17 protein-coding genes are annotated in these 19,193 nt (G+C 61.8%); 13 read left to right on the forward strand and 4 right to left on the reverse strand.

What is annotated here, in order from left to right; genetic code table 11:
- Positions 1 to 11: 11 nt before the first annotated feature.
- From RT551_RS13700 to RT551_RS13760, 13 genes are all read left to right on the forward strand, one after another.
- A complete protein-coding gene (locus RT551_RS13700) occupies positions 12 to 815 on the forward strand; it encodes a CPBP family intramembrane glutamic endopeptidase (protein WP_313459681.1) in 804 nt (267 codons plus the stop codon).
- 70 nt (positions 816 to 885) lie between these two features.
- Positions 886 to 1,692: a M48 family metallopeptidase gene (locus RT551_RS13705; protein ID WP_311193170.1), complete on the forward strand. Its 807-nt coding sequence runs from the start codon at positions 886 to 888 to the stop codon at positions 1,690 to 1,692.
- Between the two features lie 132 nt (positions 1,693 to 1,824).
- On the forward strand, positions 1,825 to 3,033 hold the full coding sequence (locus tag RT551_RS13710; RefSeq protein WP_313459614.1) for a hypothetical protein: 1,209 nt from the start codon (positions 1,825 to 1,827) through the stop codon (positions 3,031 to 3,033).
- Between the two features lie 255 nt (positions 3,034 to 3,288).
- Positions 3,289 to 3,846 carry an energy transducer TonB gene (locus tag RT551_RS13715; RefSeq protein WP_313459684.1) on the forward strand — a complete coding sequence of 186 codons (558 nt, stop codon included), beginning with the start codon at positions 3,289 to 3,291 and terminating at the stop codon, positions 3,844 to 3,846.
- A gap of 86 nt (positions 3,847 to 3,932) precedes the next feature.
- Positions 3,933 to 4,694, forward strand: a complete 762-nt coding sequence (gene exbB, locus RT551_RS13720) for a TonB-system energizer ExbB (protein WP_282296447.1) — start codon at positions 3,933 to 3,935, stop codon at positions 4,692 to 4,694.
- Between the two features lie 57 nt (positions 4,695 to 4,751).
- A complete protein-coding gene (locus tag RT551_RS13725) occupies positions 4,752 to 5,177 on the forward strand; it encodes a biopolymer transporter ExbD (protein ID WP_313459616.1) in 426 nt (141 codons plus the stop codon).
- Between the two features lie 3 nt (positions 5,178 to 5,180).
- A complete protein-coding gene (locus RT551_RS13730; protein ID WP_313459618.1) occupies positions 5,181 to 5,594 on the forward strand; it encodes a biopolymer transporter ExbD in 414 nt (137 codons plus the stop codon).
- Between the two features lie 106 nt (positions 5,595 to 5,700).
- Positions 5,701 to 7,170 carry a cardiolipin synthase gene (cls, locus tag RT551_RS13735; protein ID WP_313459620.1) on the forward strand — a complete coding sequence of 490 codons (1,470 nt, stop codon included), beginning with the start codon at positions 5,701 to 5,703 and terminating at the stop codon, positions 7,168 to 7,170.
- Positions 7,171 to 7,236: 66 nt separating this feature from the next.
- Positions 7,237 to 7,503, forward strand: a complete 267-nt coding sequence (locus RT551_RS13740) for a hypothetical protein (protein ID WP_313459622.1) — start codon at positions 7,237 to 7,239, stop codon at positions 7,501 to 7,503.
- On the forward strand, positions 7,500 to 8,243 hold the full coding sequence (locus RT551_RS13745; protein ID WP_313459624.1) for a pyridoxine 5'-phosphate synthase: 744 nt from the start codon (positions 7,500 to 7,502) through the stop codon (positions 8,241 to 8,243). Before RT551_RS13740 ends, RT551_RS13745 begins: the two co-directional genes overlap by 4 nt.
- 231 nt (positions 8,244 to 8,474) lie before the next feature.
- Positions 8,475 to 9,566 carry a PA0069 family radical SAM protein gene (locus tag RT551_RS13750; RefSeq protein ID WP_313459625.1) on the forward strand — a complete coding sequence of 364 codons (1,092 nt, stop codon included), beginning with the start codon at positions 8,475 to 8,477 and terminating at the stop codon, positions 9,564 to 9,566.
- 263 nt (positions 9,567 to 9,829) lie between these two features.
- Positions 9,830 to 13,027 (forward strand): DUF6531 domain-containing protein, encoded by a 3,198-nt coding sequence (locus RT551_RS13755; RefSeq protein WP_313459627.1) that lies wholly within the window; start codon positions 9,830 to 9,832, stop codon positions 13,025 to 13,027.
- A 46-nt stretch (positions 13,028 to 13,073) separates the two neighbouring features.
- Positions 13,074 to 15,293, forward strand: a complete 2,220-nt coding sequence (locus tag RT551_RS13760) for an RHS repeat-associated core domain-containing protein (RefSeq protein ID WP_313459630.1) — start codon at positions 13,074 to 13,076, stop codon at positions 15,291 to 15,293.
- A gap of 511 nt (positions 15,294 to 15,804) precedes the next feature.
- On the opposite strand, the gene RT551_RS13765 is transcribed toward RT551_RS13760, so the two are convergent.
- The 4 genes from RT551_RS13765 to RT551_RS13780 form a co-directional block, all read right to left on the reverse strand.
- Positions 15,805 to 16,095, reverse strand: coding sequence for a SymE family type I addiction module toxin (locus RT551_RS13765; RefSeq protein ID WP_313459632.1), 291 nt, complete (start codon positions 16,093 to 16,095; stop codon positions 15,805 to 15,807).
- Positions 16,096 to 16,571: 476 nt separating this feature from the next.
- On the reverse strand, positions 16,572 to 17,282 hold the full coding sequence (locus tag RT551_RS13770; RefSeq protein WP_313459635.1) for a 2OG-Fe(II) oxygenase: 711 nt from the start codon (positions 17,280 to 17,282) through the stop codon (positions 16,572 to 16,574).
- Between the two features lie 106 nt (positions 17,283 to 17,388).
- Positions 17,389 to 18,399 carry a class 1 fructose-bisphosphatase gene (locus RT551_RS13775; protein ID WP_313459637.1) on the reverse strand — a complete coding sequence of 337 codons (1,011 nt, stop codon included), beginning with the start codon at positions 18,397 to 18,399 and terminating at the stop codon, positions 17,389 to 17,391.
- A gap of 96 nt (positions 18,400 to 18,495) precedes the next feature.
- Positions 18,496 to 19,185 carry a 2'-5' RNA ligase family protein gene (locus RT551_RS13780; RefSeq protein ID WP_313459640.1) on the reverse strand — a complete coding sequence of 230 codons (690 nt, stop codon included), beginning with the start codon at positions 19,183 to 19,185 and terminating at the stop codon, positions 18,496 to 18,498.
- Positions 19,186 to 19,193: the final 8 nt, after the last annotated feature.

Here is a 19,193-nt window from a genome sequence, read left to right on the forward strand (position 1 = left end):
CGCCGCCCGCCCTGCCGGGCACGCCGCCCCGGACCCCGCCGCGCAAGCCCGGCTCGCCGGTCGCGGGCTTCTTCATCGACCTCGGTATCGCCATTGCCACCCTGCTGGCGCTGAGCATGCTCAGCGGCCTGCTCTGGGGCATGTTCCGCGCGGTCGAGGTGGTGCAGGAAAGCGGCCCGGACGCCGCCGCAACCGCCATGCAGCAGCTGGGTCAACCCGGTGCGCTGGCGCAGATCCTGATGGCCCTGTTCGCCACCGGCGGTGCCGCGCTGGTGCTGTACTTCCTGCGCCGCCGTGCCGACGCCGGTGAACGCGAACGTTCGTGGCAGGCCGCGCGCCGCGCCTCCACCTGGGGTTGGACTCTGCTGGTGGCCACCTGTGTGGTGATTGGCAGCAATTTGATTTCCTGGCTGGCCAAGCTGGCCGGCAGTGAGCCGGTGCCCAGCAACCTGGCCCTGATGGAACAGGCGCTGCAACACTTCCCGTGGTTCCTGGCCCTGTTTGCCATCGTGCTCGCCCCTGCGTACGAGGAACTGCTGTTCCGCCGCGTGCTGTTCGGGCGCCTGTGGCAGGCCGGTCGTCCCTGGCTGGGCCTGGTGCTGAGCAGCTTCGCTTTCGCCCTGATCCACGAAATTCCCGGCACCAGCGCCAACGGTCCGCTGGAAATCGCCCAGCTCTGGCTGGTGTATGGCGGCATGGGCGCGGCGTTCGCCTGGCTGTATCAGCGCACCGGCACCTTGTGGGCACCGATTGCCGCACACGCCTTGAACAACGCCATCGCCCTGGCGGCGCTGGTGTTCCTTGGCTTGCACTGAATTGCCGGGTTTGACAAAAATTTACGTTCCACGGCGCAACACTGCACACATGAACACGGGAACCCGCACCATGAAACCGCTGCTGCTTGGGTTGGCCATCACCCTGCTGGTGAGCGCCTGCGCCACCACCACCTCGCCCACCGGGCGGCGGCAGATGGTGGGCGGTGTTTCACAGGCCGAACTGGACCAGCTGGGTGCGCAGGCCTTCGCCGAAACCAAGCAGAAGGAAAAGATCAGCACCGACGGCAAGCAGAACGCTTACGTGCAGTGCGTAGTCAATGCGCTCGTCGCGCAGCTGCCCGCTCAATACCGTGGCGTACGGTGGGAAGCTGCAGTGTTCGTCAACAACGAACCCAACGCCTTCGCCCTGCCCGGCGGCAAAGTCGGCGTGAACACCGGCATCCTCAGCGTGGCCAAGAACCAGGACCAGCTGGCGGCGGTGATCGGGCACGAAATCGGCCACGTCATTTCGCGCCACCACGAAGAGCGCCTGACCCGCCAGATGGGTGCGCAGACCGGTTTGGCCGTGCTCGGTGCGCTGGCCGGCGCCGCTTACGGTGACGGAGCTGCCAGCACGGTGAACCAACTCGGCGGTGCCGGTGCCCAGGCCGCGTTCCTGCTGCCCGGGTCGCGCACCCAGGAAAGCGAAGCCGACGTGGTCGGGCAGCGGTTGATGGCCGAGGCCGGGTTCGACCCGGCGCAAGCGGTCAATCTATGGCAGAACATGATGGCCGCCGGTGGCTCGCGCTCGCCGCAGTGGCTGTCCACCCACCCCGACCCGGCCAACCGGATTCGCGAGCTGCAACGCGATGCACCGGCCCTGAACGGGGTGTTCCAGCAGGCTCAAGCCGCCGGTCGCAAACCGCGCTGTGGCTAGTACGACCAAAGGATGTTGTGCTGCAGCATCGGAAACGGTTTTTCACGACAACAGTTTCTGATACGTTTGGCGGCTCAGATTTTTCTGACAGTCCGTTTTGATGCCGCCGCGGCGGTTTGATCGAGGTGAATGATGATCTTCAGCAACCACAAGCAAGCCGTGCTTACCGTCCTCATCGCGACCGCCCTGGGCGGCGTGGTGGTTACCGACGCCGTGGCCCAGTCCCGCAGCGCCGACCGCAGCAACAGCGATCGTCGCGGCAGCAAGAACACTGCCAAGGCCGAAGTGATGTTCCCGAACGCCACGCGTGAGGAACCGGCCGCCAAGTCCTCGCCGAAGCTGGGCAAGGACCTTCAGAAGATGATCGACAGCTACAACGATCAGAAGTTCCCGGAAACGCTCACTGCGGCCAACGCGATCCTGGCCAACAGTGCCGCCAACAACTACGACAAGTCGCTGGCCGCACAGCTGGCTGCGCAGGCGGCCTACAACCAGGACGACAGCGCTGCGGCCATCAAGTACCTCGACCAGGTGCTGGAGTTCAACGGCCTGGACAACAACGGCCACTACCAGTCGCTGCTGATGAAGGCCCAGCTGCAGATCCAGGAAGACCAGACCGAAGCCGGCCTGGCCACCCTGGACAAGTACTTCGCTGAAACCAAGTCGGCCAAGCCGGAAGAACTGATCATCAAGGGTCAGGCCCTGTACCAGCTGGAGCGTTACCAGGAAGCGATCCCGGTGCTGAAGCAGGCCATTGCCGGTGCCACCGAGCCGAAGGACAACTGGAACCAGCTGCTGATGGCGGCCATGTCCGAAGCCGGCCAGACCGGTGAGGCGGTCGCACAGGCCGAAGCCATTGCCGCACGCAACCCGGACGACAAGAAGGCCCAGATGAACCTGGCCAGCATGTACATGCAGGCGGACCAGATGGGCAAGGCGGCCGACGTCATGACCAAGCTGTACGCCTCCGGCAAGCTCACCGACGAGCGCGAGTACAAGCAGCTCTACTCGATCTACGCCAACACCGAAGGCAAGGAACAGGACGTCATCAAGGTCATCACTGACGGCCAGTCCAAGGGCATCCTCAAGCCGGACGACTACCAGGCCCAGCTGGCCCTGGCCCAGGCGTACTACTACTCCGAGCCGGCACAGACGGGGAAGGCAATTGAAGCGTGGCAGAAGGCCGCCCCGCTCTCCAAGGACGGTGAAACCTACTTGAATCTGGCACGCGTTTTGCATGCTGAAGGTCGCACTTCGGAGGCCAAGGCGGCCGCCCAGCAGGCGCTGGCGAAGGGTGTGAAGAACCAGGCGGATGCCAAGAAAATCATCAACCTGAAGTAAGTAGGAATAACGCCTGAACGCCTGTCGTGTTAATGCGCAGGCGCTCAGGATTGGTATAAGCTTGGAGGTTCCTGCGGTGTCATGCACCGCTGATCATGGGCTACCTGCCCCAGGTACCCGGCCCCACTAATGAGCTCTTGGCGCATGACGGAACAACTTGTCGTTCACAGGTACGAACAAAGCGATGACACCGGCCTCAGCTGGCCGCGCATCGTGGGTATCGCTTTTGTAATTGCACTGCATCTCGCCGCTTTCATGATGCTGCTCATTCCCGCCGTGGCCCCCAAGGCTGCTGCCGAGAAGGAGCGCAACGTGATGGTGACCCTGGTGGACGCACCGCCGCCGCCCCCGCCGCCGCCGCCGCCGCCGCCGCCGACTGAAACGCCGCCGCCGCCGGTGAAGAACCTGTCGCCGCCGAAGCCGTCGCCGGTGCCGCCGCCGCCGCAGGCTCCTGTGGTGGACGTGCCGGAACCGCGTCCGAACGACATCGTGACGCCGCCGTCGCCGCCGAGCCCGCCGCAGCCGCCCAGCTCCATCGAGGCCAGCGTCGATATCTCGTCCAAGAACATGAATCCCCCGCGTTACCCGCCGGCCGCATTCCGCGCAGGTATCCAGGGTGAAGTCATCCTGATCATTGATGTCGATGCCAACGGCAACGTCACCAATGTCACGGTCGAAAAGTCCAGCCGTAATCGTGACCTCGACCGCGCCGCGATGGATGCTGCACGCAAGTGGAGCTTCCGTGCAGCGGAGTCGGGCGGCAAGAAGGTCGCAGGTCGCGTTCGCGTCCCGGTCAACTTTGCGCTGAACTGACAGCGGCCGGTGGCCCGCCGGCCACCGCCTTGCCAGCTCTTCTTTAGCACCACCATTCATCACCACACACAACAAAGGTAAGCGTCATGCTGCAGGAACTTTTCATCGCCGCTGCTGCCGGGGGCAACCCGTCCAATGCCCTGTCGCAGATGGGCTTCGAGCATCTGATCCACGAAATGACCACCAAGCCGGGTGACTTCGCCGTCTCCTGGGTCGTGCTTCTGACCCTGGTGATCATGTCGGCCATGTCCTGGTACTGGACCGTCATCAACATCTTCCGCGCCACCCGTCTGAAGAGCGCAGCTGACCGCGTCGTCAGCCAGTTCTGGGACACCCCGAACGCGCAGGACGCCATCCGTGCGATGGAAGAACAGCCGGCTTCCGAGCCGTTCTCGAAGATCGCTCTGGACGCAGCCCAGGCTGCTGCTCACCACCAGCGCGCTGAAGGCGGCGCCACCGGTGGCCTGGGTGAAAACCTGAGCCGTTCGGAGTTCGTCGACCGCGCCCTGCGTCAGGCCGTGACCCGCGAAAGCAACAAGCTGCAGTCGGGCATGACCCTGCTGGCCACCGTCGGTGCAACCGCTCCGTTCGTCGGTCTGCTGGGTACCGTGTGGGGCATCTACGGCGCGCTGATCAAGATCGGTGCCACCGGTTCCGCCTCGATCGACGCCGTTGCCGGCCCGGTGGGTGAAGCGCTGATCATGACCGCCATCGGTCTGTTCGTCGCAATCCCGGCCGTGTTCGCCTTCAACTTCTTCAGCAAGATCAACAGCGCCACGATCAGCAAGTTCGATACGTTCGCTCACGACCTGCACGACTTCTTCGCCACCGGTTCGCGCGTCCGCTAATTGCGACGCGCTGTACCCGGGAAGAATGTAGTCAACACGATCTAGACGGAGCCCGTTATGGCTTTCAGTAGTGGTAACAGCGGCGGCCCCATGGCCGACATCAACGTGACGCCCCTCGTGGACGTCATGCTGGTGCTGCTGATCATCTTCATCATCACGGCGCCCCTGATGTCCCACAAGGTCAAGGTGGATCTGCCGGAGGCCAACCTGGTCACCAAGCCGGACGACACCAACGACCGCAAGGGCCCGATCACCCTGGCAGTCAAGGAAGACGGTTCGATCTACTGGAACGACGAGGAAATCGACAAGGGGACCCTCGAGTCCCGCTTGGCGACCGCCGCCCAGCAGACCCCGCAGCCGCCGCTGAACCTGCGTGGTGACCGCACCACCAAGATGCGCGTCATCAACGAGATGACGAAGATCGCGCAGGAACAGGGCATGCTGGACGTGGGCTTCGTGGCCACCAAAGAGAAGGGGCAGTAAGCCATGGCATTCAGTACTGGTGGTGGCAAGGGCCCCATGGCAGACATCAACGTCACGCCCCTCGTGGACGTGATGCTGGTGCTGCTGATCATCTTCATCGTGACCGCGCCGATCATGACGTACCCGATCGCCGTGGACCTGCCGCAGCGCGTGCTGAACCCACCGCCGCAGCTGGTTGAACCGCCGCCGCCGATCGAGCTGCGCGTGGACGCCAGCAACCAGGTGTTCTGGAACAACAGCCCCGTGGCAGTGGGCGAACTCCAGCAGCGCATGGAGCAGGAAGTGCAGCGTGATCCGACCAACCAGCCTGAGCTGCGCATCGACGCCAGCCCGGACTCGGAGTACGACGTGATGGCCAAGATTCTGGCCGCCGCGAAGAACGCGCAGATGAAGAAGATCGGGTTCCAGCAGCAGTAATACGCAAGACCCAAGTCATGACGCGACTGGAAAACGCCCCTGGAAACAGGGGCGTTTTTTTTGGGCGAGCAAGCGCCGGACACCCTTGTCCGGCTATGATCCGCGCATGCTTGCCACCTACCCTGCCCTCGCCGACTGGCTGCACTGGCTTGATGCCATTCCCCATTTGCGGCCGATGATGATCGCCGCCTATGTGGTGTATCTGCTGTGGCTGATCGGCTGGATCATGCTCCAGAAGCGCGAGCCGGTGGCCACGCTGAGCTGGATTCTTTCGCTGGCCGCGCTGCCTTACATCGGGCTGCTCATCTATTACGTCCTGGGCCCGCAGAAGGTGAAGCGGCAGCGCCTGCGTCGTGGTCGTGCGCGCTCGGGCATGGAGCATTACAGCAGCGTGTGTCCGCCCGATGCGGACTGCACCGAGCTGGTAAAAATTGCGCAGTCCACTACGGGGTTGGCGCCCAGTTCGGCGACTGAAGTCGAGTGGCTGGTTGATGGTGCAGCGACTTACGCCGCGTTGATTGCCGCGATTGGTCAGGCGCGCGATCACGTGCACCTGGAGTACTACATCTTCAACCCCGACCACGCGGGTAGCTCGCTGCGCGATGCGCTTGTTGAGCGCGCGCGCAACGGCGTGCGTGTGCGTTTGTTGCTGGATGCTGTGGGTTCCTCGACCATCCGCAAATCGTTCCTGGCACCCCTGCTGGATGCAGGCGGCGAAGTTGCCTGGTTCCATCCACGCCAGCTGCTGAAGCCCTTCAAACGGCCGTGGTTGAACATGCGCACCCACCGCAAGCTGGTGGTGATTGATGGGCGCACTGCTTTCACCGGTGGCATCAACATCACTGACGAGGAAGACGAGACCCAACGTCCCGACGCCTACCGCGACCTGCACATGCGCCTGGAAGGTCACGTCGTGCGCAGCCTGCAGCTGGTGTTCGCCGAAGACTGGATGTACGCCACCGGGCAGCCTCCGCAACAGCTGGAAATGGCGCACCTCTGGCCGAACGACGTGCCCCAGCGCAAGGACGGCAGCATCGACACCCAGGTACTAGTATCCGGTCCTGACTCAGCCTGGGAAGCGATCCATCGACTGCAGGTCGCCGCCATCCACGAAGCGAAGGAACGGGTCTGGCTGGTCACGCCCTACTTCGTGCCCGGCGAAGCCGCGCGCATGGCACTGACTTCGGCCGCGCTCGGCGGCCTGGACGTGCGCCTGTTGGTGCCGAAGATGAGCGATTCCTGGTTCGTCACCCAGGCCGCGCGCTCGTACTTCGACGAACTTCTGCAGGCCGGGGTGAAGATCTACGAATACGGCCCGCGCATGCTGCACACCAAGGCCTTCATTGCCGACGACGACGTCTGCATTGTCGGCAGCGCCAACTTCGACCACCGCAGCTTCCGGCTCAATTTCGAGTTGTCGATGATGATCACTGACGCCGGCACCGTGGCCAAACTGGAGGCCATCCTGGCCGCCGAGTTCGCAGCCGCCGCCCAGGTCCAGAACGAGCGCAAGCGCTCGCTGTGGCTGCACCGCGTGCCCGAGGCGTTCGCCCGGTTGGCCTCGCCCCTGTTGTAACCGGTACCACGTGGAACCCCGCCCCGCCCCGGCGCTACACTGCGCGGGTCAACGGGGAGAATGACAATGTACTGGCTGTTCCTGCTGCTTTCGCTGGGCTGTTTCGCCTTCGCCATCAAGACCCCATCCACCGGCATGATGATGCTGTGGCTGGGCGGCGCGCTGCTGTTCCTGCTCGCCTGGATCCGCGGCCGCTACGTGGCCACCTTCGGCGAGGTGCAGCGGGATATCGCCACCGCCATTGACCCCATCGAGCTGCGCCGGCTGCGCGAGCAGGCCCAGGCCCGCCGCGACGCCGAGCGCGACCCGGACGACCTGCCCCCGAGCCTATGACTTACCTCAGCGTCAACGTGAACAAGATCGCCGTCCTGCGCAATTCGCGCGGCGGCACCGACCCGGACGTAGTGCAGGCTGCAACCGCCTGCCTGGACGCCGGCGCACACGGCATCACCGTGCACCCGCGCCCGGACCGACGGCACATCCGGGCTGAGGACGTGTTCGCGCTGAGCACCCTGACCCGCGCCCGCGGCGTGGAATTCAACATCGAGGGCAACCCCTTCGCGCCGCCGCGCGAGGGCTACCCCGGCCTGCTGCCCCTGTGCGAGCAGACCCGTCCTGCCCAGGCCACCCTGGTGCCCGATGACGACGGCCAGCTCACCTCCGACCATGGGTTTGACTTCGGCCGCGATGGTGAGCGCCTGCGCCCGCTGATTGCCGCGCTGAAGTCGTACGGCTGCCGGGTGAGCCTGTTCGTGGACGCCGGCAACCCCGATATCGCGCAAGCCGCTGCCCTCGGCGCCGACCGCGTGGAGCTGTATACCGGGCCCTATGCCGAGGCGCACGCAGCCGGCGATGCCACCGTGCAGCTGGCGCTGTTCGCCGACGCCGCTCGCCGTGCCCAAGCCGCTGGGCTGGGTGTAAACGCCGGCCACGACCTGTCGCAGGAAAACCTCCGCGACTTTCTGCAGGCCGTGCCCGATGTACTGGAAGTCTCCATCGGCCACGCCCTCATCGGCGAAGCCCTCTACAACGGCCTCGACGCCACGGTAAAGGGCTACCTCGCCCTCCTCTAATCGGGCTGCCCCCCGTAGAGCCGGGCTTGCCCGGCTGCTCTTCGCAACCACCTGTGGATAACCCTGGGCGCCAATTCCACACAAACCGCCCAAAACCCCCTATTCACAACACTTTCACTACCAAAACACCCTGTGGTTAGTAATACTACTAACCATGCCAATCCCCGCCGCCAACAACGATCCCACGTCCCGATCTCAACCCGCGAGACACCCCGCGGCTAGGCTCTAACCATGGGAATCGCAATCAAGGGCCGAGGCTCCACCACCCACCTGGCCGGCCGCTTCGAGGTCACCACCAGCGAAGCCGTGGACGACGGCTGGGACACCGAAGAAGGCGAAGAATTCGCCGCCCCGCGCCTGCGTACCGAAGTGCGCGCCGAAACCGCGCGCAGCATCATCAGCCGCAACAAATCCCCCGATGTCGGCTTCAGCCAATCGGTAAACCCCTACCGTGGTTGCGAACACGGCTGCTCGTACTGCTTCGCCCGCCCTAGCCACGCCTACCTCAACCTCTCCCCCGGCCTGGACTTCGAAACCAAGCTGTTCGCCAAGACCAACGCGCCGCAGCTATTACGCAAGGAATTCTCGCGCCCCGGTTACGTGCCGCAGCCGATTGCATTAGGCATCAACACCGACGCTTACCAGCCGATCGAACGCAAGCTCAAGCTCACCCGGCAGCTAATCGAGGTGATGCTGGAAACTCAGCACCCGTTCTCGCTCATCACCAAGAATGCGCTGGTGGAGCGAGATATCGATCTGCTTGCGCCGCTGGCCGAACAGAAGCTGGTAAGCGTGCATTTCTCGGTGACTTCGCTCGACCCGCATCTCTCCGCGAAGCTGGAGCCGCGTGCATCTGCGCCGCACGCACGATTGCGCGCGATGCGTCGCCTCCATGACGCTGGCATCCCGGTAGGCGTAATGGTGGCTCCGGTAATTCCCTGGATCAACGACTCAGAACTGGAGGCCGTGCTGGAAGCCTCACGTGACGCCGGTGCCAGCAGCGCGGGTTATGTACTTCTGCGCCTGCCGTTGGAAGTAGCACCGCTGTTCCGCGATTGGTTGGACACGCATCACCCGGATCGAGCTGCACACGTGATGAGTACGATCAACCAACTGCGCGGTGGCAAGGACTACACCAGCGAGTTCGGCACCCGCATGCGTGGCGAAGGCGTATATGCAGATTTGCTGTCGAACCGATTCAAGCTGGCACGCAAGCGGTTGGGCTTTGACGGCCAGCACAGCCACTGGCCGAAGCTGGACTGCGGCAGGTTTTTGCGGCCACTACCGCCCAAGGAAGACTCGCCCCAAGGATCCCTCTTCTAACGGAGGGCCGCGGTAGGGTCGCACGACAGTCGACCGCCGATGGCATCACAGCGCTCTGTGTCGGCATGACGCAAGAACGGCGCGACCGCCAAACGCGGCATCTCGTCCCCGATTCGGTGTGACGCCCTCCGCACTTCCTTCTGAACTGATCAATTCTGGCCAGGCGAGCGCTTGCCAAACGCGACCCAATTGTTACACTCGGGTGAAATGAATGCTTCATGAAGCATTCACAACCTCCAGATGACATTGGGAAGAAGACGAGCATGACGCTCCTCAAGACACGTACGTCGACCGCTCTGGCACTGGCCGTTACCCAGTTGGCATTTATCGCGATGCCGAGCGGCGCAGCAGAGCCCACCAACATGGACACCGTCCAGGTCACAGAGACCCGGCCGAAGGAGGAAATCTATCTCCAATACAACTACTTCGACTCTCTCTTTGGCGGCTACGGTCCTCGAGACAATGGTGGTGGTGGCGCAGCGCCCAATACAACCGCCAAGGAACAGGACACCACAGACCACAAGGACGACTGTAACAACTCAAAAGGCAATCCCGTAGTTCTGTACACGGGCAACAAAGTGGAGGCGGAGCTCGACTTCGCCGCGAGAGGCGAGTTTGGCTTGTTTCTTCGCCGTACTTACAACCATCACTGGAGTGCCACCGGGCTCTTCGGCAACCACTGGATGACCAACTTTGACTTCTCGCTGTCGTTCTCCAACAGCGAAGGTCTTGCTTGGCTACAGCGTCCGGACGGGCGAAGAATCAAGCTCATTGCCGACTCCAGCGGAAACCGCTGGAACGAAGACAAAGCCCAGGCCGTCGCCTATATGATTCGCAATGCTGACGGCAGCTTCACGCTCTACAACGAAAACCGAGGCATCGAGATCTATGACGCCGAGGGATACATCACCCGTCTGCAGAACGAGCAAGGCGTTGCTTGGCTCTTCGCCTACGCAGCGGGCTACCTGCAGAGCGTCACTCATTCTTCCGGCCGCAGCGTCCAGTTTGCCTGGAACGACGATCAACTGGTCCAAGTGACCGACCCGGCGGGGAACATCTATCGCTACACATACACGCCAAACGCATTTGACTTCAGCAGAAGCCGACTGGCAAGCGCCATCCTCCCGGGCTCACCGACTACCACGGTCAGCTACCACTACGAGGACGCGCGTTACCCGGGCGGACTGACCGGCAAGTCCTTCAACGGAGTTCGCTACTCGTACTTTGCCTACGACGAAAATCAGCGAGCCACTCTCAGTGAGCATGCGGGATCAGTAGAAAGACACACATTCAACTACAACATCCAGGAAACCGAGCCGGTGGTTCCGGCACCCGCGCCAGTTCGCCCGGGCGGACTGCGTGGACTTGAGGGATCAGGATGGTGCGACTACCGAGTAGGTGGAAAGCTCTGCTATCCCACCGAAGTTAACAATCAATCGCGGATGGCTGGTGCGCAAGCCAGCACGGCGTCGACCGCCGTGACGAAGCCCCATACCACAAAGATGTCGGTCACCGAGACCAATCCGCTCGGTCGAAAGACCACGTACGCATATGAAGACGGACTGCAGGTCTCCATCACCGGTGATGCGTCGCCGCGCTGCGCGGCGAGCTACAAAGAGCGCACTTATGATGCCAATGGCTATCCTGACATCGTCGGCGACTTCGCCGACAACCTGACTGACTTCGACTACAGCCCGCAAGGCTTCCTGCTGAAGAAGGTTGAAGCAGTCGGCACCGGCGCAGAGCGGACCACCACATACGAGTGGGACACCGCTGCCAATCGTCAGCTCAAGGAAACCATCCTCGGCCACAGCGAGATCTCATACACTTACGAGGCACGAGGAAACATTGCGTCGATCACAGTGCGCAATCTCTCAAGTAAAGGCGTTCCTGGTCAGGCAAGAACAACCAACTACACCTACACCTATCACGCCAACGGTCTGAAAGCTTCCATGACGGTCGACGGGCCGCTGTCCCAGGACAACGTTACGTACACCTTCAACACGCTGGGCGATATGACCAGTGTCACCAATGGCCTTGGCCAGACCACCACATATTCAAACTACACCGGCCTGGGCGAGCCGGGACGAGTCACCGGACCAAACGGAGATGTCACCGAACTAAACCGCGATGCACGCGGACGACTAACTTCGCAGAAGCAGCCTGCCGGAACGGGCTGGGCCACCACGTCGCTCACCTACGACGGAGCCGGCAACGTAGCCACCACCACCTCCCCAGACGGCATCACCACACGGTATCAATACGACGCTGCGTGGCGCCTGATCGCAGAAACCCGTCCCTTCGGAAACGGGAACTATGCTTGGACGCAGCATAGCTACGACGCCGCCTCGAACGTTACCCGAACCGAAGTGTCGCTCACCGACTACCCGGTCGACAGCGCAATCTCCGGCATCGTCGAATCCATCGAGCACGACGCGCAATGGAACTGGTACGCAAAAGGCTGGGCATGCTCGACGGGATCCAACGCGTCCATCCAGGTTCAAGGGTATGCCGAAGGAGGCATCCATCTCGGCACGGTCACTGCGAATCTAGCGAGCGAGCCGCAGGTCGCCGCCGCGTGCCAGGCAAACGGCTCAGCCTATAGGTTCCAGCTGCCAATCAGCCTGACCCAGCGGCAGCAGCTTGGCGGTAAGGCACTGCAGGTCTACGGCATTTCACCCCGTGGGGGCACTTACAACCAAGCCCTAGGAAACCTGGGCGCGTTCACCATTCCCACAGCCACGATCATCGGTGATGTGGCGACCGTCTCAAATGACAACTGGAACTTTGCTGTCCAAGGGTGGGCGTGCTCAGTGGGCGTCAATTCACCAACAACCGTTCACGTGTACGCAGGTGGAGCCGCTGGTGCAGGCACCTACATCGGCGCAGCGACAGGCGTTCTCGTCCCCAACGAAGACGTAAAAGCCGCCTGCCAGGGTCAAGGTGCGTATTGGTTCTCGGTCCCACTGACTATCGATATCCGCCAGGCACACGGAGGTAAGGCGCTTTACGTCCACGGAATATCACCCTCCGGCCAAGCAAACCTTCTGATAAATCGATCCGGTGCCTTCACCATTCCCGCATTGATCGCGGGCGCAGAGCTGGTCGGATTCGCTCCGAACCCGAGTCGCATCTTCAACGGTGATGAAACGACGCTGACAGCGCAGTTCCGGAACACCGGAAACTACATTTGGGACGGCTACACATATCTCCAATGGGGGGTGAATGGTCCCAGCGAATTCATACCGATGACGGGGTCTGTCGCTCCGGGCCAGGTCGCCACCTTCCAGTGGAGCGTCGCGCCATTCCATGCGGGAACGGGAGTGGGAACCTTCACCTACGCAGCGAGGATCGGTGATCGCCTCGGTGCTTGGGGAGCCACAAAAACCACCTTTGTAACCGTAGAAAACGCCGACTGGTACTGCCCGCCCAACAAGCCCTACTGCGAGGAACCGTGGTGAGCGCATCTGTGAAGAACACACCTATCACCCAGGAAGGGAATAACTGATGGCCGCGCTCACTCTCACCCTCATCGCGCTCAATGCTGTCACCTTCAGCGTGAGCTACGAGTACGACGAACTTGGCCGCCAGATCGCGGTCAAGGGCAACAACGGGCAGAACGTACGCTATGCCTACGATGCAGAAGGCCGCGTTACTCAAATCACTGATTCGCAGAATCGGGTGACGCATCTGGAGTACGACGCGCGCGGCCGCTTGCTCAAGCAGACCGATGCCATCGGCGGACAGACGACCTTTGCCTACAACATTGGTGACCAGGTTACGCAGGTGGTTGACCCCCGCGGCCTCACGACCAACTACGAGTACGACGGGTTCGGCCAACTGTGGAAACAGACAAGCCCGGACACTGGCGCAACGCTGAACCAGTTCGATTCAAGCGGGCTACAGACCCAGACAACCCGAAACGACGGCGGAGTAACGAACTTCGCCTACGACGGGATCGGGCGGGTTACGACCATCAGTGCAGATGGCCAACAGCACACGTTTGGCTACGACACATGCTCGGGCGGCGTGGGCCGCCTATGTGCAGTAAGCGCGCCGGGTACCACCAGCCACTTCGATTACAACCCGGCGGGTCAGCTGACCACCAGAAGGGACTGGATCGAAGCCACTGATGGTGTCACCGACAGTAGCACGCGCTATGCATACGACAGCATCGGCAGGTTGGGTGGCATTACCTACCCGGATGGTGCCAGCGTTGCATACGGCTACGCCGCAAGCGGACACCTCTACAGCATGAGCGCCACCATCAATGGTGTCACGCGACCGGTGGTCACTCACGTAAGTCGTACTGCCACAGGCTCGCGTGGTGTGGTCGGCTATGGCAATGGACTATGGCGAGGCTACAACCGCGATCTGGATGATCGTGCGACGGCGATGTCAGTGCGACGCCAGGATGGATCGGCGATCAGTTACTGGGACTACCAGTTCAGCCCGGACAATGAGATCACCATGATCGCCGACGCGGTCAATCCGGACATGTCCCAGAACATAGGTTACGACGCGCTAGGTCGCCTGAACACACTCAATCGGTTCGGTGCGATGAATACACTATCGTTCGACGGCGGTGGAAACCTGTATAGCTATCAGACCGGTGCCCAAGCACAGCAGTACACGATCGATCTGGCAAGCAACCGGGCCACCAGCCACGTGCTGCCGAATCAGGTAGTCCAGTACCAGTATGATGCGAACGGCAACCGGATCAGCGACGTCAGCGGCTCGCGCACACAAACGTATACGTACAACGCGTTCAATCGCATGAGCCAGAGCAGTGTGAATGGTCTGGTGACGGATTACGTGCTCAATGCTCAGGGACAGCGAGTGGCCAAGGTCAATGCAAGCATTAGCCGATACTACTACGCAGGCCAGAACAACCTTATGGCGGAGCATATGGATGCTCAGTGGACGAACTATCTTTGGTTTGAGGGTGAGTTGGTTGGACTGTTGCGCGAAGGACAGCTGAGATTCACCCATAATGATCACTTGGGACGCCCGGAACTGGTTACCGATGCGAATCAGAACACTGTGTGGAGAGCTTACAATTACGCCTACGGGAGAAGCGTCCAACAAGATGACATCGGTGGACTCAATATTGGCTTTCCAGGCCAGTATTACGATGTCGAAACTGGAATCTGGCAGAATGGATATCGCGAGTATGACGCAAGCATCGGAAGATACCTCCAGAGCGATCCGATCGGCCTAAGCGCTGGTACGAATACTTACGCTTACGCAAGTGGAAATCCACTAAATCGGACGGATCCGTTGGGGCTAGCTGACTGTCCTTCAAATGGGACAGATTGGATAGGGGCAGCCTTTGCATCGGCTGATATCGCTAAGAGCTTACCGATGATAACGGGAGGTGTTGCCACGGCGGCGATAGCTGCTTTCTCCGGAGACGAAAATCAGGTTGCCGTGGCTCCCGCCCTAGCAGTCGCGGTCGTTGGATACGCTTCACTTTACGATGGGGCATTCTCGTTGATGGAGGCATTCGGGCGAAAGAAGGAGCAAGCCTTCTTCGAGATGGTCGGAGGAGAAGCTCTTGGCCCATTCGGGGCGGATGTCGGACTTGCGGCTAGTAAGGTGATGACGTACTCAGGAGCCCTGAAGGGCTTCCGGAATGCGTATAAGATGAGGGGCACCCTAGACGACGCTCATGAGCTAGGCAAGGGCATCAAGCAGGCACAAGACGACTTCTGTAAATGCAAGTAGGATTTATGAAAAGATCTATTTTATGGTTCAACCTCATTCTGCTTTGGGCAATCTCGGGAGGCGTGGCGCTAAACCTATACGTTCGGTTGGCGGAAGGAACTTTTGAGGGCATCAATCAGTACGTGCTTGTTGCATTTGGAATATTTACCTTTCTGCTATCTTTCGGACCGCTTATCCGATTAATCCGAAAGAGGTAGGTGCAGACGGATGGTGGGCGTATTGTTCTTTGTAGATACACGCAAAATGCTGATCAGTATTTAGACGGGTTTGGATCTTGAACACACTAACGCTTCCACGCGAGACAACCTACCGTTACCAGTTCGAGATCCAGCATCGGATGATCGCTCGCTGGGCAACCCATCGGTTCCGATGCTAGACAGATAGCGGTAACCCTTTGAAATCAGTCGCAACAACAGAACTACTGGTTCGGCGAACTCTCCGCTACGCATGATGCTGCTTTGCTGACGCCGGCCAACGGCCGGCGCTCCCGGTTCCGCTATTGCTTGACGGCTTAGCTTCCGCCTACCTCACTGAAGCGTACGATGGCGTGGTCTGAGCTGGGGGACGGCGTGGCGAGGGTGATGGTGATTTCGCCCGGGATGCAATCGGCGCGGATCTGTTCGCCGGGTTCAAATCCGAGGCGACGTAGCCAGGGGCCGCGCAGGTAGATGGAAGGCGTTGCCGCTTCCTGTTCCTGCAGGTCCGTTGGGACGGAATGGACGTTGGGAAAGTGCCGCGTGCTCGGACGCGGGGCGGCGGTGCTGGTTACTGCTTCCTGCGGCTGATCGAATTGCTGATGCATGAGATGACTCCGGCTGGAAGGAACACCCTCGCCTGAAAGGCGAGGGGAAGTCGGGAGGTCAAAACCGTGAAAAGGCGGACGGCGGGCGTATTCCCACATGAGGGTGTTGTATTAGCCACCCTCCCGACGTGGGACCTTCTACATTTTGCCTTTTCGGGAGTTTTGAGCTCCGCGACGCCACGATGCGGGCGCTGCATTGGCGCGCAAAGCGATTTGTTTTGATGGGATTTTTACGACAGGATGCCGGCGAGGGCGGCGTGTCGGGATTGAGCCAGAAATTTCGGTTGTGCGGCGAATTAGCGTGATCTGGTGCGCGGTTTGGGCATCCAGTTAGCGGCGTGACGCGTATGGCGCAGACAAACTCGAATTGTCGCGAAGAGCCAATCGTGCGTCGCGGGCGATTGGTGGTGCGAACGGTGTGGGTTGGGTATCGACCAACGGTCGATACCTACCGGCATCACCCAGCGGTCAGGAGATCACGTTCCGCCGTAAAGGCGCTGCGCGCTCTGGAACAGAATCCAGCTGGTCGCAATGAACTTATCCCCACCCTCCGGCCGGTTCCCGCGATGTGTATGCGTAAACGCGGTCGGTGCAATCAACAGGCTGCCGGTACGCGGCGCGATCTTCCGCTCCTGAAACAGGAACTCGGTCTCCCCGGCCTGGAAGTCGTCGTTGAGGTACAGCGTCCACAACAGATGCCGGTGCAGGGTCTCGCCGGCCGGGTCGCGGGGATACAGTTCGCAGTGCCAGTACGGATAACCCCCCTCACCCGCCGCATACCATTGCAGATTGATGGCACCGGGGCGCAGGCACGTACGGGCCAGTTCGGAAAGCTGGGCGTCTTCCATGCCGGGGAAGTCATCGGCAGAAAGTCGACGTGCACTGCCGTCGGTGTCTTGAACCTGCAACATCAGCGGCGAGATCAACGCCTGTGGATAACGGCGTAGATAACTCAATACGCCTTTGAATACGGCCTGCTGCAGCAGCATTTCCACCTGCTGCCATTCGGCGCGGCCGCTGATGCGCAGGTCCTTGCTGTGCTTGAGTTCCGGGAATACGCCACTGCCTACTTCACCGGGCTGCAGCTGGGCGCTGGCACGCATCTGCGCCAGAATGGCGGCGCACGCCTCGGCGGGGATGGCGTTGTGGATTACTTCAATGAAATCGCGCGGCGTTTCGGCGGTCATGAGTCGGTCCGTGAGCGTTCGCCCCCGATGGTGCCGGGTGCGAGGCCGGATGTCACCCCAGTGTCATGCGTGGGATGACGTTCCCAAGGACACGCATGGCGTGTCCCTACGCGGCATCGTGCTCACGGTGGTAACGGGTGGCTTCGGCCACTTCGTTCTTCGAGCCGAGGAACACCGGAACGCGCTGGTGCAGGTGGTCGGGCTGGATGTCCAGAATGCGCTCGCGGCCGGTGGTGGCGGCACCGCCGGCCTGTTCCACCAGCAGGCCCATCGGGTTGGCCTCATACATCAGGCGCAGCTTGCCGGCCTTGCTCGGGTCCTTCTTGTCCCACGGGTAGATGAAGATGCCGCCGCGGGTCAGGATGCGGTGCACGTCGGCGACCATGCTGGCGATCCAGCGCATGTTGAAGTTCTTGCCGCGTGCGCCTTCCTTGCCGGCCAGCAAGTCCTGCACATAGCCCTGCATCGGGGCTTCCCAGTGGCGCTGGTTCGACATGTTGATGGCGAACTCCTGCGTGTCCGCCGGAATCTGCATGTTCGGCGTGGTCAGCACGAACTCGCCCTTCTCGCGGTCCAGGGTGAAGGCGTGGGTGCCGTGGCCGGTGGTCAGCACCATCTGGGTGCTGGGCCCGTAGATGCAGTAACCGGCGGCGATCTGCGCGGTGCCCGGCTGCAGGAAGCTCTCATCATTCGGCTGCTCGGTGCCCGGCGGGCAGCGCAGCACCGAGAAGATGGTGCCGACGGACACGTTCACGTCGATGTTGGAGCTGCCATCGAGGGGATCGAACAGCAGCAGGAAGTCGCCGCGCGGGTAGGTGTCCGGCACCGGCTGGCAGTGGTCCATTTCTTCCGAGGCGCAGGCGGCCAGGTGGCCACCCCAGGCGTTGGCTTCGAGCAGGATCTCGTTGCTGATCACGTCCAGCTTCTTCTGCGCTTCGCCCTGCACGTTGCCGGTGCCGGCGTCACCGAGCACGCCGCCCAGTGCGCCCTTGCTCACGGCGATGGAGATGCTGGTGCAGGCGCGGCCGACAACGGCGATGAGCTGGCGCAGGTCGGCGTTGATACGGCCGGCATGCTGTTCTTCGATCAGGTACCGGGTGAGCGACGTACGGGACATGAAATGACTGCCAAAGACATTCGGGGGCCGTATTGTCGCCGCAAAAAAGGACTCAGGTGTAGTTGAGAACGCGGTAAACGGTTACACGCGCGCGTCTTAGGGTGTGACGCAGTCCTTGCCCGCAGCCTGCAGTGGATACTCGGCCAGCGTGCGCACGATCTGGCCGTTGGCATCGGTAACGCCAATGCCGATGCCGGTGACCTCGCCGCTGGCCTGCAGCGGATGCGCCTGAGCAGCGGCGACGAACGCGGCGAGCTTGGGGCTCTTCTCGTCGGCCAACAGGCTCAGGTGCGGCTGGTACTGCATGAACACATTGGGCGAGCCGTAGCGCTGGAATGCGGGCAGCTTGTCCGGATATGCCGCCATCCACGCGGGGGCCTGTACGTTGTGGTCGCGCAGCGGCTCGGCAGCCAGCGTTACCGTGTCGGCCAAGCGCTGCAGGGTCGGGCTGGGTTCCACATGCAGGAACACCCAGTTCGATGGGGTGACCTCGATGCCGTTGACCTGCATGGCAAACGGGGCCTGACAGCGTGCAACACGCGCCACGGCGGCCTTCAACGCGCTTTCGGCGCTGGTCGGATAGCGGGTGAGGTACAGCGTGGCGTGCACCGCGTGTCCCTGCCGATGGAAGCTGGTCATGCCCGCCTCGGCGAGGGTGTCGCTCACCTTGGCGACGGCCTCGACCACAGGCTGGGACGGAATGGCGTAGATGTTGTAGCTCTCCGACGGCTGGGCGTGGACAGCCACAGGCAGGGCGGCGAGCAGAATCGAGGCAGGCAGGTGCATGCGGCCAT

Origin of the sequence: Stenotrophomonas sp. (assembly GCF_032103445.1) — a bacterium.
Lineage (GTDB): Bacteria > Pseudomonadota > Gammaproteobacteria > Xanthomonadales > Xanthomonadaceae > Stenotrophomonas.